Genomic DNA, 17,569 nt, shown 5'->3' with positions numbered 1-17,569 from the left:
AGCATATTATTCATTGCTAAATTGACTGTTTTTCTCCCAACTTTTTTGCAGAATGGGCCTAATGAGAAATCACTTAGCCTTATTGCGTGTTGATGGTGATATCTGTCATGGTTAGGTCACAGTACGCTAAAGTAAGCAAAGGATCTTAGATATGGGCATTGGCAAACCATCACATTGGATCTTTTTGTTGAGCTTTTTGCTGAGTGTTAATGCTACGGCAACGCCTGAAAAAGTGACGTTCTCTAGCGTTGAAGTAAGGGTTAAACAACAAGTCTATGTATTGGAATATGCATATAGTGGAGAACAGCGCACTCGAGGGCTAATGTATCGTCAGTCTCTGTGTGAAGACTGCGGAATGTTATTTAACTTTCAGCAGCCTAAGCGCGCTGGTTTATGGATGAAGAACACTTATCTCCCACTGGATGTTGCTTTTATCCGTCAAGATGGACGTATTTCTGAAATTCGTTCTATGCAAGCTCATGACGTTCGGTTAACCGTTGCTAAACAGAATATTCTTTACGCTTGGGAAATGAACCTAGGGTGGTTTAGTAAAAATGCAATCCAGGTCGGAGATATGGCGAGCATAAAACCGCTAGAATAAGTTATTGAAACTAAAAGATATCGTGATTTTTGCTGTGAGTTTTCACTCAAGAGGTAGGCATGACAGAAAAAGAAAAGATGTTAGCGGGGAAGCTGTATTTAGCCTTTGATGGCGAGTTAGTTGAAGATCGCAATATTGCCAAGTCACTGTGTTACGAGCTGAACTTGTTACACCCAGAGGAAGATTTACGTGCCGAAGTGCTTGCCGAGTTATTGCCGAATAGTTTAGACCCTTGGATAGAGCCGCATTTTTACTGTGACTACGGTTATAACATTACCACTGGCAAAAACTTTTACGCTAATCATAACTGCGTGATTCTCGATGGTGCGCGAGTGACGATAGGTGATGATGTAATGTTTGCACCATCAGTCAATATTTCCACAGCCACTCACCCTTTAAATGTTAAGCAGCGTACCGAAGGTTTAGAAACCGCATTACCGGTGACCATTGGCAACAACGTTTGGGTAGGCATGGGAGTGAATATACTTCCCGGAGTCACCATTGGTGACAATGCGGTGATTGCCGCGGGTGCTTTGGTGAATAAAGATGTTGCGGCCAATACTGTGGTGGCAGGTGTACCGGCCAAGTATCTGCGTGACGTGCCAGAAGATGAAGACCAGTGAAGGGTAAGTTGTGCAAACAGTTTTAATTGAGCATTTTATTCGCAGTTTTTCTTATGACGAATTTATTACTTTGTTAGTCCCCGATATCGAGCGGCAGAGGCCAAAAGAGATGTATTTTCAGTATTTGGGTCAAGATAAAAAAGTAACGTTAAAGCACCTTATGTGGCATACCTATACCTTGATAGATTCGATTCAGTCTTTTGGTTATGTAAATTTCACAATGGATAGTGTCAAATACTCAGTAAATAAAGATGAAGATAGTGGATTAAATTGTCTGGCACTGTTGCATGAGAAAGTAATAAGGCAGCGCCTATTGAACTTTCCTATCACCGAGGGTGAGCATATTGGCTTTGGCATAGTAAATAGTGTTGCTGCTTATCTAACAGAGCAACATGCAATGCAAAAGCAGTTGGCTAGGGTAGTTTCATTTTGGATTATTATCGCGTTGTTTCACTTCCAAGAGCAATTATTGCTTAAAAGCTTACCAAACTAATAGTGGGCTTTGAGGTGTTTTACATCTATGCCTATCAATCTAATAGTTATAAGCCATTTCTTATCTGTCTTGGTTTGTAATACCGTTAAGTTGTAATCTTAAAGGCCCTTGAAGGAGGTCTTATGCAACAGCTTAATGTTCGACATTATATGCGTACTCAGCTACTTAGCTTTACTCAAGAGCAAAGCATTAACCAAGCTAGCGACGCCCTAACAAAATCCCAGCAACTTGGTGCGCCAGTGGTTGACGCTAAAGGTGCCTTAATTGGTTGGTTATCAGAGTTAGACTGCGTAACCCAAATGCTGCAAGCCGGTTATTACTGTGACCAAAGCGCCTTAGTGAAAGACATCATGCGCACAGAGGTATTGAGTGTTGGTCCCGATGAGAACATTCTTGATTTGGCTAAAAGCATGACCGACAACAAACCGAAGAGCTATCCGGTGGTTGAAAATGGCAAATTACTGGGTTTAATAGAACGCAAGGCAGTATTAGCCGCGCTACATAAACAACAGCAGCAATGTTTTAGCGTAAAGCAGTAGAAGCGATTAATGGCGCTTTATTCAACTGAGAACGTTGATAAGTGCCTCTTCTTTTCGAGAGCTTTCATTTTGCTTTTACCTAAAGCTTTTTAGGCCGATTCTAAGAAGCGGAAAATATTGATTCTCTTAAACGCTCAATATCAACTTACTCGAGATCTCTGAAGCGTTCTTGGTGAGGATTGGGTTCTTGGCTTTCAAGGTATTGGCTGACAATCCGGTCATAGGTACCATTTTCTTTAATGATATAAAGCCCTCTATTGAAGCCATCGCGTACTTCGCGATCCCAAAACACGTTATAAAAACCAAACTTCTCACCAAATATTTTTGACACCACGTACTCAGTATCGGTGTTCTTATATTCTGTTCTCGCTTTAAAATAGTTGAAGATTTCATGGGCTAAAACAATCACATCTACACGTTCTTTAAACAGCATTAAGATTTGAGATTGTTGTTTTGAGGTTTCTTGGTATAGAGATTTCTCCTTGTTTGATAGCGCTATGCGCTGATAGTCATCGCCATAAAATAGGCTGGCTCGTTGATGCGCCAATATCGACTTATCTTGTAAATCATTAATCGTTGAAATATCGAGACCTGTCTTGTTTAAGTGTATTGCGACGGTTTGATATTCGGGCAGCACGATATCGGAATAAAAAACCTCAATATCTTTAAAGTTTTTTAAGGTAACAATGGCACCATCAATTTGCTTTTGGCGAAAGGATATCGGCAGGCGTCCGTAGGGATAGCTAGTAAATTCTACCTGATAACCGGCAATAGTGAGGCTCTCTCGCACTATATCCACTTCGGCACCAGAAAACTTGTCGTCCTCTACAATGCTGTAAGGCGGAAAGTCAGCCACACCGATCAAAATGACATTATCCTTCGCTAAGCAAAGAGAGGTACTCATAAGCAATAGGCAAACGATGAAGGCGCTGCGGATCAATATCATAAATTAAAATATAGCAGTTGCTGAAGCAAAAACGAGCACACTCAAGAGGGCCATACTCACTAGAAAAGCTGCTAGGTTAGTGAGGGGCCATTAATGACACTTTTATTAAAATACGACTAGTATCAAAGGTGTTATTAATTGTTGGGAAAATTATGGGTTTAGCGATTGTTAAAACATGTACTTTGGTAGGCATGGAAGCCTTAAACGTTACCGTAGAAGTTCATTTGGCCAATGGCCTCCCGGCTTTTTCAATAGTTGGCTTGCCAGAGACCTCGGTTAAAGAAGCGAAAGACAGAGTGCGTAGTGCGATACTAAACAGTGGCTTTTCTTTTCCGGCTAAACGCATCACCGTAAACCTTGCCCCAGCAGACGTTCCTAAAAGCGGAGGTCGATTTGATTTGCCTATTGCGATAGGCATCCTCGCTGCTGCTGGCGATATTCCGCTAGCTTGTTTAAACGATATGGCTTTTTGTGGAGAGCTGGCGCTTTCCGGTGCTATTCGCCCAGTTAGCGGTGCCATTGCCACGGCACTGTCTATAAGCCAGCAGCATCTCACTTTAGTCACTAGTGAACAAGACGCTGACGCCGCAGCACGGGTGCCTGAGGTGAAAGTACATGGTAGCGCCAGCCTGCAGCAGCTTAGCGCTGGTTTAAATGGTCAAAGCGCTTTTAATCTGTTGGCTGCAAGCCCCATTGAGCCGGCATTAAGCAAGCTAGAGTTAGATATGAGTGACGTGCAGGGCCAGCACTTAGCCAAGCGTGCTTTAGAGCTGGCTGCGGCAGGGGCACATCACTTATTGATGTTAGGCCCGCCGGGAACGGGCAAGACTATGTTAGCCAGCCGCTTACCGGGTATTTTACCTAGCCTAAGTGAGCAGCAGGCGATAGAAGTCGCGGCGATTAACTCGGTCAGTGCCCAGCAAAGAGAGCTCGAACAATGGTACATACCGCCATTTAGAAGCCCACATCATAGTGCGTCTATGGTGGCTTTAGTAGGTGGAGGATCAAACCCAAAACCGGGAGAAATTACTCTGGCTCATCATGGAGTGTTATTTCTAGATGAGCTACCAGAGTTTGCCCGCAGTACCCTAGATGCCCTGCGTCAGCCTCTAGAATCAGGCGAGGTACATATATCACGCGCTGCTTTACAAGTGCGTTTCCCTTCGCGCTTTCAGCTCATAGCAGCCATGAATCCGTCGCCCTGTGGATATTACCAAGGCCAACAATTGCGCAGTAATCCCGATCAAATTCTTAAGTATTTGAGTAAGCTTTCGGGTCCATTTCTAGATCGCTTTGATTTAAGCGTGGAGGTGGCTGAGTTACCGAAAGGCAGTTTAAGCCAACACTCTAGTGGTGAGTCTAGCGAGGCAATCAAACAACGGGTTATTGCAGCCCGTAAATTACAAATGCAGCGCAGCGGTAAACTCAATAGCCAACTCTCGGGTAAAGAGTTACATAAACATGCTTTTCTTAGTGCTGAAAATAGCGACTTTTTAGAAAGCAGCATTCGCCAGCTTGGGCTTTCTGCACGAGCATTTCACCGAGTTTGGCGCTTGGCCAGAACCATTGCCGATCTGAAACAACAATCAGATGTTAAACGCAGTGATCTTATAGAAGCACTAAGTTATCGTGCTATGGATCGATTGTTAAAACAATTAAGCCACTAGCATTCACTTTATTTTGACTATTTTCTGTTGAGCCTCTAGTGACCATAAACTTTTTGTCACAGTGCTGGCGCTGCTTGAGCGCCTTTTTTTGTTCCGTAAAGAAATGAATACAACAAAATGGCGCAGAAATTGTATAGCTATCTGTGTTCAATTTATTGACACTTAATTAGAATGAAAAGAAAGATAACGTTTTCATAAGCTGCTGTTTTTGAAGTACTATGTGAGTTATAAACATAGAGTTATTGATAGCTGTTTATAGGAACCACGGGTGTTCAAGCTCTTTTAAAGAGTAAATGAAATATTAAAAAAGAAAGGCAGTAAGGTCAGAAACATGACTTTCACCGAAAAATCGTTAAACGGGTGTTTACAAGGTGATAGCTGCTACTTAAAGTGCAAACGTGAATAACCCGCATAAAGAGGTTATCGCGCTAATAAAAAAGGAAGGAATTACGATGATGAAATGGATGGTGATAGGCATTTCTCTATTGTTTGCTGCGAGCGCTAGCGCTCAAGAAGTTAGGATTTGGTTACAATCAGGTAGTGAATCGCAATGGATGGAGTTAAGTGATTTACAGATACAGAACACAGATGGCAGTTTAAAAAATCGCATAGTAGCTTTAGATAGCAAAGGAAAACGCTTGTTTATGCCCCTAAGTGAGTTGGCATTCATTCAAGCTGATAATCAGTACTATTATGTATCTAACCAATATATTGCAGTAACCCACAGCGGCGCTAAGTTTAGCTTGCCAAGCCAAGATGATGACGCAGGTATGTTTGTGGCTAAAAATGGCTTTGGTGGATACACCACCTTTGACTACTCGGCATTACGTCGAATTATCTTCTCTAAATAGTTTCCTCATTCTGTCTAGAAAGAACCTCTTTCGCTTAATTAAAATTGCTTAAGCAACACTTTTTTAAGAGGTTTTTTCTGGCACAATAAAGGCTGCCTAGTTCAAGGGAACAGCCTTCTTGTTATATCTTTATCAAAGCAACCACTTAGATACCCTGCAAATACTGCTAAGTAAGGTAATGGCCTTACAGGCACCTGCGAATCCTTTTGTTCAGCAACAAGTGTTGGTGCAAAGTCCCGGCATGGCGCAGTGGCTAAAGCTACAACTGGCCGAACAACAGGGCATTGTGGCGAATGTTGCCTTCCCGCTACCTGCTAGTTTTATTTGGCAAATGTTTCATTTGGTCTTGCAAGACGTCCCTGAACAAAGTCCCTTCAATAAAGAAGCCATGAGCTGGCGACTAATGCGCTTGCTACCTAAGCGGTTGGCTGAAGAAGAATTTAGTGCACTAAAACACTACTTGCTAGGTGATGATGATACGACTGAGATAGAGAGCCGTAAGTTATGGCAACTGGCGCAGAAAATTGCTGACATTTACGACCAATATTTGGTGTATCGTAGTCAGTGGACCAGTGCTTGGGAAGATGGCGAAGACCTGATCGAAGTCAGTGAAAGCCAACCTTGGCAGCCGATCCTTTGGCGAGATTTGGTTGATGACACGGTGGGCGCCATGGACTCGCCCTATCACCGCGGCAATTTGTATATCGATTTTGTTGAGCAACTGCGGTTAGCAAAAACGGCGCCGCAAGGTCTGCCAGAACAAGTGTTTATTTTTGGTATATCGGCTTTGCCACCGGCCTATGTTGAGGCCTTAGATGCCTTGGCGCTACATACTGATATCCACCTGTTTTTAACCAACCCCTCGGAAAAATATTGGGGCGATGTGCGTGATGTAAGCACCGTGCTTAAACAACAAACGGATATTGAACTGGTGGGTAACCCACTGCTTGCTTCAATGGGCAAATTAGGGCGTGACTACATTGAAATGCTGCACCCGCTTAACAAACAAGAAACAGACATTTTTGCTAGCAACCTCAGTGAGCACAGCGCCGCAAGTTTATTGTCTTTGGTGCAAGATGATATTTTGCAGCTGCAAGACCCTATTGATTATCAGCGCTTTGATAGCAGTGAACATAAACGTTCTATTGTTGTTAACGACAACAGTATTCAGCTGCACCTTTGTCATAGCCCTCGTCGAGAATTAGAAGTACTGCACGACCAGTTATTGGCAATGTTTGAACAAGATCCAGACTTAAGCCCGCGTGACGTAATCGTGATGGTGCCCGACGTAAACCGTTACGGGCCAATGATTCAAGCGGTATTTGGTAGCGCGAGTCGCGAGACTCGTTTACCGTTCGCTATTTCTGATCGCAGTGCCACTCAAGAGAACCCGGTATTGCTCAGCTTTTTAGAGCTGCTGGCCCTACCACAAAAACGAAAGTCAGCCGCCGAGTTGCTCGCTCTATTAGAAGTGCCTGCCATTATGCGCTGTTTCGACTTAAGTGAAGACGAGCTAAAACCGCTACGCCAATGGGTGAAAGAGGCGGGAGTTCGCTGGGGCTTAGATGGCGCTGACCGTAGCCGCTGGCAAGCACCAGACGATGAAACTCATTCTTGGTTATTTGGTCTTAAGCGTATGCTGTTGGGTTATGCCATGCCTGGCGGAGCTGGCCTTTACCAAGGTGTGCTGGGCTATGATGAAGTGCAAGGTAAACGCGCCCTTGCAGTGGGTAAGTTGGCCGACTTTATTGACGTGTTAATGCAACTCGAGCAACAGCTCTTAGAAGCCGTACCAGCAACCCAGTGGCGAGAGCGCTTGCAAGCTTTGCTAAGCGATGTTTATCACTTTGATAATGACGACGAAGCCGAGCAATTACGTTTGTTAAAGCTGTTTGAAACCTTGGTGGAGCAGTGCACCGCAACCGAATATAACGAGCCAATAAGCCCAGAGCTAATTTTAGATTATTGCCGAAACCAACTGAATGCTCAACGTGGTAGTCAGCGATTTTTAGCCGGACAAATCAACTTTTGTACCTTGCTACCGATGCGCGCTATTCCTTTTAAAGTGGTGTGTTTATTGGGAATGAATGACAGTGAATACCCTCGCAGTGTGCCCAGTTTAGGTTTTGACCTTATGGCGGCTAATCCGCCAAAACGCGGCGACCGTAGCCGCCGAGATGACGACCGTTACTTATTTTTAGAAGCGCTGCTGGCTGCTCAACAGCGTTTATACATTTCGTATATTGCGCATAGCGCTAAAGATAATAGTGAACAAACTCCCTCGGTATTAGTGGCCGAGCTGGCTGATTATTTAGCGCAAAGCTGCGTTTTAGAAGGTGATGAACAGCTTAACGTAGATGACTCTGGCAAGCGCTTGCTTGCTCAACTTACTCATCAGCATCCCTTGCAACCATTCTCGCCTGAGTATTATCAGCATTCCCCGCGGCTCTTTAGTTATGCGCAGCGCTGGTTGCCCGCAGTGGCGGCTCAGCAGCAGAATAAATCTGAGCACACATTAGCAGAACCGTTAATCAACGAGGGTGGATTGGCCGATATTGAAATGGATGAACTGCTAGCGTTTAGCCGCTCGCCAATTGCTTATTTTTATCAGCGACGCTTAAAAGTGAGCTTTCCTCGCTTAAGTGATCAACTAGAAGAAACCGAACCGTTCTTGGTAGAAGGCTTATCGGGTTACGCCATGAAGCAACACTTGCTGGAACAGCAATTAGATAATGCCGATAAACGCCAGCAGTTTGAACACTTACATGCCGCCGGCGCTTTGCCCCATGGTGGGTTTGGCGAGGTATCGTTTGAGCAGCAATGGCAAGACACACAACCATTGGCAGATATGCTATTTCCTTTGCTAGCGGGTGGTTTGTTAGAGCGCCAACAACTAATGCTGCAGCTGGACTACCACTCAGAAGACAGCGTATTGCAAACCCGTTTATCGGCTTGGTTAAAGCATCAGTATGCACAAGGGTTGGTGTTTTATCGCCCCGGCAGCATTCGCGGTAAAGATTTAGTGGCTGCCTGGTTATGGCACTTGGTTTTTCATGCGGCGCAGCCAACTCAAGCATCAGCTAGTTATATCGTTGGACGCAAAAATGCTTGGCAGTTCTCGCCTATTGATAGTGAGTTTGCCAATCAGTGTTTAAGTGACTGGCTAAGTTGCTTACACGCTGGTTTACAGCAACCTTTGCTATTGCCTATCGAAAGCGCTTGGCAATGGATAAGCCAATGCAAAGATAAAAAGACTGGCGCAATCGAGTTTAGCGAAGCCAATATCGACAAGGCACGCCGCGCTGCACGCACCCAGTTTGCGGGAGGGCCCTTCGCGCAAGCCGAGGGTGATGACCCCTATATTCAAGCCCAGCTAGCTGATTTAGAAGCAATATGGCCGGAGTTCGAAGCCAATAGTCAGCGTTTATTCGAGCCCTTGTTACAACATATAGAGGAGTTTGCCAGTGTCTGATATAAACGCGCAAGCTCAGCCTAAGCAGGCGGTAAGTACTAACAACTTAGACCCATTTACCTTTCCACTTAATGGCGCTCGGCTAATTGAAGCCAGTGCTGGAACCGGTAAAACTTACACTATTGGAACCTTGATATTGCGCTTATTGCTTGGTCATCCGTTAAAGCCAGAGGAAGGCTTTACTCAGCAAGGCCAACTTACCGCGCTCACTATCGACCAAATTTTAGTAGTAACCTTTACCGAAGCCGCTACCCAGGAATTACGCGGCCGTATTCGTGACTGGATTCATGAAGCTCGCATCGCCTTTTTGCGCGGGAAGAGTACTGACAAGGATAAGAAGGTTGTTCTAAATAGACTTGTCGACGAAGTGAGTGATCACCCACAAGCGACTCAGCGTTTACTGCTGGCTGAGCAAAATATGGATCAGGCCGCAGTATTCACCATTCATGGTTTTTGTCAGCGCATGTTAAAGCAACATGCTTTTGAATCTGGCTTACCCTTTGAGATGGAGTTTCTCACTAACGAAATCCATTTACGTTTACAAGCGGTGCAAGACTGCTGGCGACAGCGTTTTTATCCCCTGCCGGTGCCACTTATCTCGCGCATTGTGCAATGTTGGCCGGGGCCTTATCAGCTGCATCAAGAAATCGGCAGCTTGCTTAATCAAAGCCATTTTGAACTGCAAGGTGTGCCAAACGAGCAAAATTTAGAAGCCTTTTTTGCCCAGCAAATTGCACGTATAGATACCTTTAAACAGCTGTGGAAACCCGCAGCAGCCGACATTGCCGAGCTAATTGCCACTGCACCTTTAAACGGCAACAAGTTTCGCAAAGCCTCGGTAGAGAAATGGCTAGGGCTGATTAATCAGTTTGCCGACGCTCCTACCGAGAGCGATTTTTTAAGCAAGCCTTTGCGTGAAGCCTTAGGCAAGTTTACCCCAGAGAATTTAGCCAATGGTGTCAAAGCCAAAGGTGCGCCGCCAGAGCATAAGGCGTTCAATGCTATTGAAGCCTTGTTTGATGACGAACAGAACATTAAAAACCTGCTGTTAGCGCAGTTATTACCGCAAATTCGCCAGCGCTTCGCTGAGCTAAAACAGCAGCAACAATTATTGAGTTTTGATGATTTACTGGCGGGTTTAGCCAAGGCGCTAAATGCCCCTCAAGGTGGTGTTCTCGCCGAGCAAATTGCCCAGTTGTATCCAGTGGCAATGATTGACGAATTTCAAGATACCGACCCGCAGCAGTATCAAATATTTTCGCAGCTTTATATGGGCAGAGCCGATAGCGCATTAATGCTGATTGGTGACCCTAAACAAGCCATTTACGGCTTTCGTGGGGCCGATATTTTCACCTACATGCAAGCACGTAACAATGTTGCTGCACGTTATAACTTGCCCACCAATTGGCGCTCGACCGGGGCGATGGTGAATGCCTGTAACCTATTGTTTGAAGCCCATGCGCGGCCATTTATTTTTGACGATGCGATTCAGTTTATTCCGGTTAACGCGGCTAAAGACCAGCTTAGCGGTTTAAAAATCAACGGCCAAGAACAAGCTGCGATGCAGTTTTTGTATCAGCAAAATAGTGAGTTTGTGCGTGGCGAAGACTATATCAATGGCCAAGCTTTGCAGTGTGCTCAGCAAATTCAACAATTATTAGAAGCCGGACAAAGCGGCGCAGCCACCTTGGGCGACAAGGGTAAAACCGTTGAAGCGGGAGACATTGCGGTATTGGTAAGAACCCGCCGCGAAGGCGACAAAGTTGCTGCGGCATTGGCCAAACAAAATATTGCCAGCGTGAGTTTGTCTAACCGCGATAGCGTGTTTGAAAGCCCAGAGGCTTATCAATTTTACCTGCAATTATTAGCCTGCCAAGAACCGCATAACGATCGTAAATTACGTGCCGCCCTCGCCAGTAAAATGCTTGGCCTAAGCTTGCAAGAGTTGGATGCACTGAACACCGACGAAGCTTGTTGGCAACGTTATTCGCAAGAATTTTCCGAGTACCAACAACTGTGGCTAAGCCAAGGCGTACTGGCGATGTTTTATCGCTGGATGAGCCAACGTGGTATTAGCGAGCGCTGGATAAACCAAAGTGATAACTACGGTGAGCGCTTACTCACCAACTTAATGCATTTAGCTGAGCTGCTACAAAACCAAAGTGCCGAGCTAGATGGTGAAGCCGCCTTAATGCGTTGGTTTGCCGAGCAACTATTAGAGCCAGACGGCAATGCCGACGACCAACAATTGCGTTTAGAAAGTGACGCGAACTTAGTGCGAATTGTCACTATTCATAAAAGTAAGGGTTTGGAATATCCAATAGTGATGTTGCCATTTATTCTTGGTTTTCGCGAAGCCAGCGAAGCCTTGTACCATGAAGGCGAGCGCTTTATTTATGATTTGGACGCTGGCGAAAAAGCCATGGAAGCGGCTTGCCAAGAACGTTTAGCCGAAGATTTACGCTTGTTGTATGTGGCGGTAACCCGGGCAGTGTATTGCTGTTATTTAGGCGTGGCAGATCTTAAAAAAGGCAATGCCAAAAAAGGCGATACCGACGTACATCAAAGTGCGTTGGGTTACTTACTTCAACAAAATCAGCCGCAGCCTGCGGGGGCGTTAGCAGCGATATTAGACAATCTTGCCCAGCACAAAGACATTGCCTGGCAAGCTGTGAGTGAGCAAACACTTACACCATATCAACCCGTTGACGATGGCGAACAGAGCTATGCCGCGCGGCAGTTTACTAGCCAAATCAATCGAAACTGGTGGTTAACTAGCTATTCAGCGCTGAGTCGTCATCAAGGTCACCATTCTGGCTTTGACGCCAGCAGCGACATGGCTTGGCTAGACCAAGCAGAAGGGCTAAGCGTGGAAAACAGCCAGCCACAGGCAGAGCAAACACTCACTATTTTTGATTTTCCGCGTGGTGCCGAGGCGGGTACCTTTTTACATTTGTTGTTTGAAGAGCTGGATTTTCAAGCGGAGATTGATGAAGTCCGCCAACAGCTACCCAGCTTGTTACAAGCGTCAAGCTATAACCAATTAAATGAACAAGGCGAGTTATTGTGGTTAGAGCCTTTGGCACAAATGTTTCTGCAAGTGTGTGCAACACCACTCGATGATGCAGGCAGTATTGAGGCCTATAGTTTAAGCCACTTGCCCGAGCCACAATGTTTGGTTGAGATGGAGTTTTTCTTACCAATTGCCGATCTGCAAGCTAACCAAGTAAATCGACTTATTCGTCATTTTGACCCTTTAAGTCGCCGAGCTAACTTACTCGATTTTGCTAGCGTGCAAGGCATGCTTAAAGGCTTTATTGATTTAGTGTACCAACACAATGGCCGCTATTACGTGCTGGATTATAAGTCTAACTACTTGGGTGATGATGTCGCCGAATATCAACAGCAAGCAATGAAGAATGCCATGATTGAGCATCGCTACGACTTTCAGTATCAGCTTTATAGCTTGGCTTTACACCGTTGGTTAGGCCAACGCCTGCCGAATTATGATTACCAGCAGCATTTTGGTGGCGTGTATTACTTGTTTTTACGTGGCATGAGTGGCGCTGATGATTCACCAATCACCGATCGCCAAGGGGTGTATTTTAGTCGCCCAGAGCCAGAGTTTATAGAACACCTTGACCAACTATTTGCCGGTGAGCGCTTGCCTACCGAGTTGCCAATGTTGCCAAGCTGTGAGGAACTAGCCGATGAGTGATTTAGCCAGCTTAGCCACTTCGCCAGCCCTTACTTGGTTACAGCAACTTAAGCGAGATGGCGCCATTAGTGCTTTAGATTTTCATTTTGCCAAGACCTTCGCCAGCAATAACAATGCAGAGGCCTTAATGATTGCCGCCGCCATGGTGAGTAACGAGCTAAATGCTGGGCACGTGTGTATTGATATCGTAGGCATTGCCAAGCGCTGTGAAATATTAGGCCATTGCCCACTCGAGCAATATCAAAATAGTGATTTTTGGTTGAAGGTGCTCAGTGAATCCGAGGCTGTTCAGCAAGCCGATAACGCTGAGCAAAGTGCTAAACCATTGGTGTTGCAATATCAGCGGGTATATTTATACCGCTATTGGCGTTATGAGCAGCAAATTGCCTATTACTTTTCGCAAGCTCAGGTGTCTAGTGAGTTTTCGGCCAACGATATAGCCCAGCGAGTGCAGCAATTATTTAGCCCCGATTGGCCGATGTTGTTAAAAGCAAAAGCTAACTATTCATCTCAGCAAATGGCTCTGTATGCCGAGCAATTTCTCGATGTAAACGATGCAGCCCTGCTGAACAATGCAATGTGGTTACAAGCGTTAGCGGCTATTACCGATGCTCAAGCATTGGCGGACTTTGTTAATAGTATTGCAAACGCTAGCAAAATAAATTGGCAGCAATTGGCAGCCTTGCAGGCCTGTTATCAAGCTCGATTGGTGATAAGCGGTGGGCCAGGTACTGGCAAAACCACCACTGTGACTCGCTTGTTAGCGTTATTACAAGATTTACAATTAAGTGCTGGCAAACCCGCGCTTAATATTCAGCTAGTTGCGCCAACCGGTAAAGCCGCTGCTCGGTTAAGTGAATCGATTATTGGTGCCAAGCACCAGCTCAATGCCAGTGAGCAAACCATTGCCACCATTCCTGAGCAAGCGTCTACCATTCACCGTTTGCTAGGCGTTATTCCTGGTCGAGCGGAGTTTCGTCATCATGCAGACAACCCTCTCACCTTAGATATGTTAGTGGTTGATGAAGCCTCGATGATTGATATGCCCTTAATGGTTAAGCTGTTGGCCGCGATGCCCGCCAAGGCGAGGATCATATTGTTGGGTGATAAAGATCAGCTCGCTTCGGTAGAAGCGGGTGCAGTATTAGGAGATTTATGTGCCTTTATCGACCACGGCTATAGCGCTGAGCTAAGCCAATTTTTACAAGCCTGTAGTGGCTTTGATTTATCTCAGCAACAAACCCAAGCACCTTTGGCGATTGCCGATAAGCTGTGTTTATTGCGCAAAAGCTACCGCTTTGATGCGCGCTCTGGCATTGGTTTGTTAGCTAAGGCGGTAAACCAAGGGCGCGCTGATCACGCTTTAGAGCTACTTAACTCACAACGTTCAGATTTGCCTTATCAAAGCCTCAGCCAAGAGGCGTATCAAGACTTGCTTGATACTGTAGTGCAAGGTTATCAACCTTATTTAACCGCGCTGCAACAAGGGCAAAACATGCAGCAGGTATTTGAATTATTTCACCAATTCCAGCTTTTGGTGGCTTTGCGAAATGGCGAGCTAGGGGTCAGTGGCTTAAACCAGCGCATAGAGAGTTTGCTTAAAAAACACGGCCTGATTGAGCGCTCTACTAATACCGAGAGCCTGTGGTATGCCGGTAGGCCAGTAATGATTGATCAAAACGACCACGAACAGCAGCTATATAACGGTGACATTGGTATTTGCGCTAGCGATGAAAACGGCCAGCTAATGGTAGCGTTTGAGTCGGCCAATGGCTTACGTTGGCTGCTGCCAAGCCGCCTACCTGCTCACCAAAGTGTTTATGCGATGACGGTGCACAAAAGCCAAGGCAGTGAGTTTAAACATGTCGCCATGTTACTGCCGCCGGCTAAACAAGGTTTGGTGAATCGAGAGTTGTTATACACTGCGATTACTCGAGCGAAAAGTCAGTTTAGCTTGTATGCCGATGCTGAAAGTATTAGTGCTGCGTGCAGGAATAAGACTCAGCGGCGTTCGGGTTTGGCAGAGCGTTTGGCGAAGGGAGTTAGTTAAGTATTTAGTAACTGATTCCTGGCTTTCCACCTTGGCAATTGGGACATTTACGTTGAAAAATATCAGTTCCATTGGAACCATATTCGTGGCCACAGTTGGTTATTTGACACTTAATCTTATATGACGATTGACCGTGGTCCGTTCCTTCTATTCCACGAGTCCCTAAGTTTTTTTGATTGTTACGGTTGATAAAACCAATCTGCGTTGTTTTAGTTGAGCCATTCATCCACACTTTTTTCTTGCTAGACTGGCTGTGCTTAGCTGCTTTATCAACGGGCGACTCGAGTAACCTTTCGATTCCTTTTTGAGCTTGTCTATACCGCAAGTTGATCAACGTCATAGCTACTTGCCCTACATCTTCGTACAAATTGTCAGCAAATTCATTGAGATTTAGAGAGGGATCGTAATTTTTTAATAAAACGAAATCATTTATTCTTTGTTCTTTATTTGGCTTTTCAATGCCAGCTTTGACGGCTAAGAACTCTTTCCATGATTCTTGTTGTTTTTCGTTATTGCATGATTGGCAGCATGGAACAACATTGCCCCAAGCATTGAGCCCTAAAGCGGATTTGTTCATTGGGATTAAATGATCTTGAGATAATGATTTGCGATCGATTCCTACACCGCAGAAGCAGCACTCGTAATTAAAGAACTGTAATAGCTCGTCTTTCTGGCCGACTTTAGGGCCGAAAGGCTCGAAACCTCTAGCTTGGTCATAATACTTACCGACATCTTGTAAGAATATTCTAATTGCACTGTTGGAAATATCTGATTTACTTCGGGCTATTATTCTCTCTATATGAGTGACTAGATAAGCATGTTTATATTATTTCTATATTGAATCAACAATATCATTTTTCTTCGCGGGGCTTTCGCAAATCGAGACCTTTTAATGTTACAAATACTATTAAGAGGAGAGTGACTTTTCTCTGAAGTTTATTAGCCCCTAGATTGTGGCCATATTTAGTTTTAGCTCTTCCTCTGTTGCATATACTCTTGAAACAGCTTGTGCACGCCATGCAAAAATTCGATGTCGTCGCGGCGCGCACCTAACATATCATCGACAAATCTAAGGCTACTGGCAGGAATGGGGGAGCCTTTAACTAGGTCACGCTCTTGCTGACTTAGCGGGAGCAAATACACCATGCTCAAATCCATGGCTTTGGCTAATTTGTAAATGTCGATCTGGCTAAAGTTGGCTGAACCGTCTTTGTCTAACTTGTTGTAGAGCGCGGTTTTAGAAATGCCGCTTAGCTTTGCCAGCTGGTTACGATTTAACGAGTAATATGCCATTAGTGACTCAACCCGCTCGATTTGCATTGCTCGGTATTCTCGTTCGTTACAGTCGGTAAATTCAAAACTGCCAGTGGCAATGTTGTCCCATTCAGAGGTGCTCATAACTATTCCCGTATTGAGGAAAAATTCTGTTGTTTCGTTCCAGTATAAGGACTATTAAGCCGATAAAATAGCCTTATTGATTTGAGCTGGAGATAAACATGAGACAAACATCCGACAGAATTCGTCATGCTATTGGTTTTGAACTAGTGGGTTTGTTAGGCGCAATGCCATTAATGAGCATTTTGTTTGGGGTAGACCCAATGCATTCTGGTGCTATGGGCTTGTTTTTCTCTGTGGTGGCTACGCTGTGGAACTATAAATACAACGCATGGTTTGATGGATATTTGCAGCGCCGCCAAGGCAATAGCGAAAAGAGCCAGAAGCAACGAATAATACATGCTTTGGGGTTTGAAGCAGGTTTGTTGGTGATTACTATTCCTGTGATGGCGTGGTGGTTTGAGGTGAGCTTGCTGCAAGCATTGATTATGGATGCAGCGATGATTGTATATTACTTATTCTTTGCTTACGGCTATAACTTAGCTTACGACAAGTTGTTTCCTGTGCTTGACCAAGCAAAGACTCAATCATGCTCAGCTTAGTAAACCACTAAGTTTGGCGCGGCTATAACAAGCTATGGTTTTGGCATCGTTAATGGTTCCGTTAACGATGCCTTGTTCAAACTCTTCTATGCCCATTTCAAATACTTCAATAAATTCGTCTTCGTCACATTGGCCAGCCTTAGCGCTTAAACCTTTGGCTACAAACAGATACTGTATCTCGTCGCAAAAACCGGGAGCGGGGTATAGCTTGCCTAAGTTGTGCCATTCTTCCGCCACCAAGTTTACCTCTTCTTGAAGCTCGCGTTTGGCGCATTCTAATATGCCCTGTGATGATTGTTCATTGGCTTCAATGGTGCCGGCGGGTAATTCAACTAGCCAATCTTTAATCGCGGTTCGGTATTGGCGTTCCATTATTATTTTACCTCGCGAGTTTATTGCCAAAATAACCACTGCGCCTGGGTGGTGTAAGGTAGTGACTTGAACTTGGCGTTGATCAGGCAGTTGGTGTGGTTCTTCTACGACTTCAAAGCAGTGCCATTTACACAGTGTTTGTTTTGCCATTTTAGGGCTCCTCAGGCTTATTTCTTTTAGCTTACTGCACTTAAATGAAGGGAGCGCTCTAAAATTAATGACAAATTTATATATAATTTTGTCAATTACTCGCAAGAACCGACAAATTAGCACATAGTTTTAGGAGTTCTTAGGAGGATT

At 44.9% G+C, this 17,569-nt stretch carries 14 protein-coding genes; 10 read left to right on the top strand and 4 right to left on the bottom strand.

Translation table 11 applies throughout. The annotated features are described in order from the left end of the window. The first annotated feature begins 151 nt into the window (after window positions 1–151). The 4 genes from ACLD71_RS03325 to ACLD71_RS03310 all read left to right on the top strand — a co-directional run bounded on the left by ACLD71_RS03325 (window position 152) and on the right by ACLD71_RS03310 (window position 2,256). Entirely contained in the window at window positions 152–601 is a 450-nt protein-coding gene (locus tag ACLD71_RS03325; protein ID WP_411992966.1) for a DUF192 domain-containing protein, read from the top strand. A gap of 59 nt (window positions 602–660) precedes the next feature. Then, window positions 661–1,224, top strand: a complete 564-nt coding sequence (locus ACLD71_RS03320) for a sugar O-acetyltransferase (protein ID WP_411992964.1) — start codon at window positions 661–663, stop codon at window positions 1,222–1,224. Window positions 1,225–1,234: 10 nt separating this feature from the next. Continuing rightward, complete coding sequence (locus ACLD71_RS03315) at window positions 1,235–1,717, top strand: hypothetical protein (RefSeq protein ID WP_137673394.1); 483 nt, start codon at window positions 1,235–1,237, stop codon at window positions 1,715–1,717. A 122-nt stretch (window positions 1,718–1,839) separates the two neighbouring features. Beyond that, window positions 1,840–2,256 (top strand): CBS domain-containing protein, encoded by a 417-nt coding sequence (locus ACLD71_RS03310; protein WP_137673395.1) that lies wholly within the window; start codon window positions 1,840–1,842, stop codon window positions 2,254–2,256. 145 nt (window positions 2,257–2,401) lie between these two features. Here ACLD71_RS03310 and ACLD71_RS03305 read toward each other — a convergent pair whose 3' ends face one another. Next, window positions 2,402–3,112: a substrate-binding periplasmic protein gene (locus ACLD71_RS03305; protein WP_411994822.1), complete on the bottom strand. Its 711-nt coding sequence runs from the start codon at window positions 3,110–3,112 to the stop codon at window positions 2,402–2,404. Between the two features lie 242 nt (window positions 3,113–3,354). Between ACLD71_RS03305 and ACLD71_RS03300 the strand changes: the two genes are divergently transcribed. The 5 genes from ACLD71_RS03300 (at window position 3,355) to recD (ending at window position 14,960) form a co-directional block, all read left to right on the top strand. Next, on the top strand, window positions 3,355–4,869 hold the full coding sequence (locus ACLD71_RS03300; RefSeq protein ID WP_411992962.1) for a YifB family Mg chelatase-like AAA ATPase: 1,515 nt from the start codon (window positions 3,355–3,357) through the stop codon (window positions 4,867–4,869). Window positions 4,870–5,321: 452 nt separating this feature from the next. Continuing rightward, window positions 5,322–5,720 carry a hypothetical protein gene (locus tag ACLD71_RS03295; RefSeq protein ID WP_303511691.1) on the top strand — a complete coding sequence of 133 codons (399 nt, stop codon included), beginning with the start codon at window positions 5,322–5,324 and terminating at the stop codon, window positions 5,718–5,720. A 118-nt stretch (window positions 5,721–5,838) separates the two neighbouring features. Then, window positions 5,839–9,192: an exodeoxyribonuclease V subunit gamma gene (gene recC / locus ACLD71_RS03290; protein WP_411992960.1), complete on the top strand. Its 3,354-nt coding sequence runs from the start codon at window positions 5,839–5,841 to the stop codon at window positions 9,190–9,192. Next, window positions 9,185–12,910 carry an exodeoxyribonuclease V subunit beta gene (gene recB / locus ACLD71_RS03285; RefSeq protein WP_411992958.1) on the top strand — a complete coding sequence of 1,242 codons (3,726 nt, stop codon included), beginning with the start codon at window positions 9,185–9,187 and terminating at the stop codon, window positions 12,908–12,910. Before recC ends, recB begins: the two co-directional genes overlap by 8 nt. Then, a complete protein-coding gene (recD, locus tag ACLD71_RS03280) occupies window positions 12,903–14,960 on the top strand; it encodes an exodeoxyribonuclease V subunit alpha (protein ID WP_411992957.1) in 2,058 nt (685 codons plus the stop codon). Before recB ends, recD begins: the two co-directional genes overlap by 8 nt. A gap of 4 nt (window positions 14,961–14,964) precedes the next feature. Here the strand turns inward: recD and ACLD71_RS03275 are convergent, their stop codons facing one another. Both ACLD71_RS03275 and ACLD71_RS03270 read right to left on the bottom strand, forming a co-directional pair. Next, complete coding sequence (locus ACLD71_RS03275; protein ID WP_411994820.1) at window positions 14,965–15,705, bottom strand: HNH endonuclease; 741 nt, start codon at window positions 15,703–15,705, stop codon at window positions 14,965–14,967. 224 nt (window positions 15,706–15,929) lie between these two features. After that, on the bottom strand, window positions 15,930–16,358 hold the full coding sequence (locus ACLD71_RS03270) for an XRE family transcriptional regulator (RefSeq protein WP_411992955.1): 429 nt from the start codon (window positions 16,356–16,358) through the stop codon (window positions 15,930–15,932). A 98-nt stretch (window positions 16,359–16,456) separates the two neighbouring features. Between ACLD71_RS03270 and ACLD71_RS03265 the strand changes: the two genes are divergently transcribed. After that, complete coding sequence (locus ACLD71_RS03265; RefSeq protein ID WP_137673403.1) at window positions 16,457–16,897, top strand: PACE efflux transporter; 441 nt, start codon at window positions 16,457–16,459, stop codon at window positions 16,895–16,897. Here ACLD71_RS03265 and ACLD71_RS03260 read toward each other — a convergent pair. After that, window positions 16,889–17,419, bottom strand: coding sequence for an NUDIX hydrolase (locus ACLD71_RS03260; protein ID WP_411992953.1), 531 nt, complete (start codon window positions 17,417–17,419; stop codon window positions 16,889–16,891). The genes ACLD71_RS03265 and ACLD71_RS03260 overlap by 9 nt on opposite strands. Window positions 17,420–17,569: the final 150 nt, after the last annotated feature.

Source organism: Agarivorans sp. DSG3-1 (assembly GCF_046774965.1).
Taxonomy (GTDB): domain Bacteria; phylum Pseudomonadota; class Gammaproteobacteria; order Enterobacterales; family Celerinatantimonadaceae; genus Agarivorans.
Note: the sequence above shows the minus strand (reverse complement) of the source record. Positions and strands in the feature narration are given on the sequence as shown.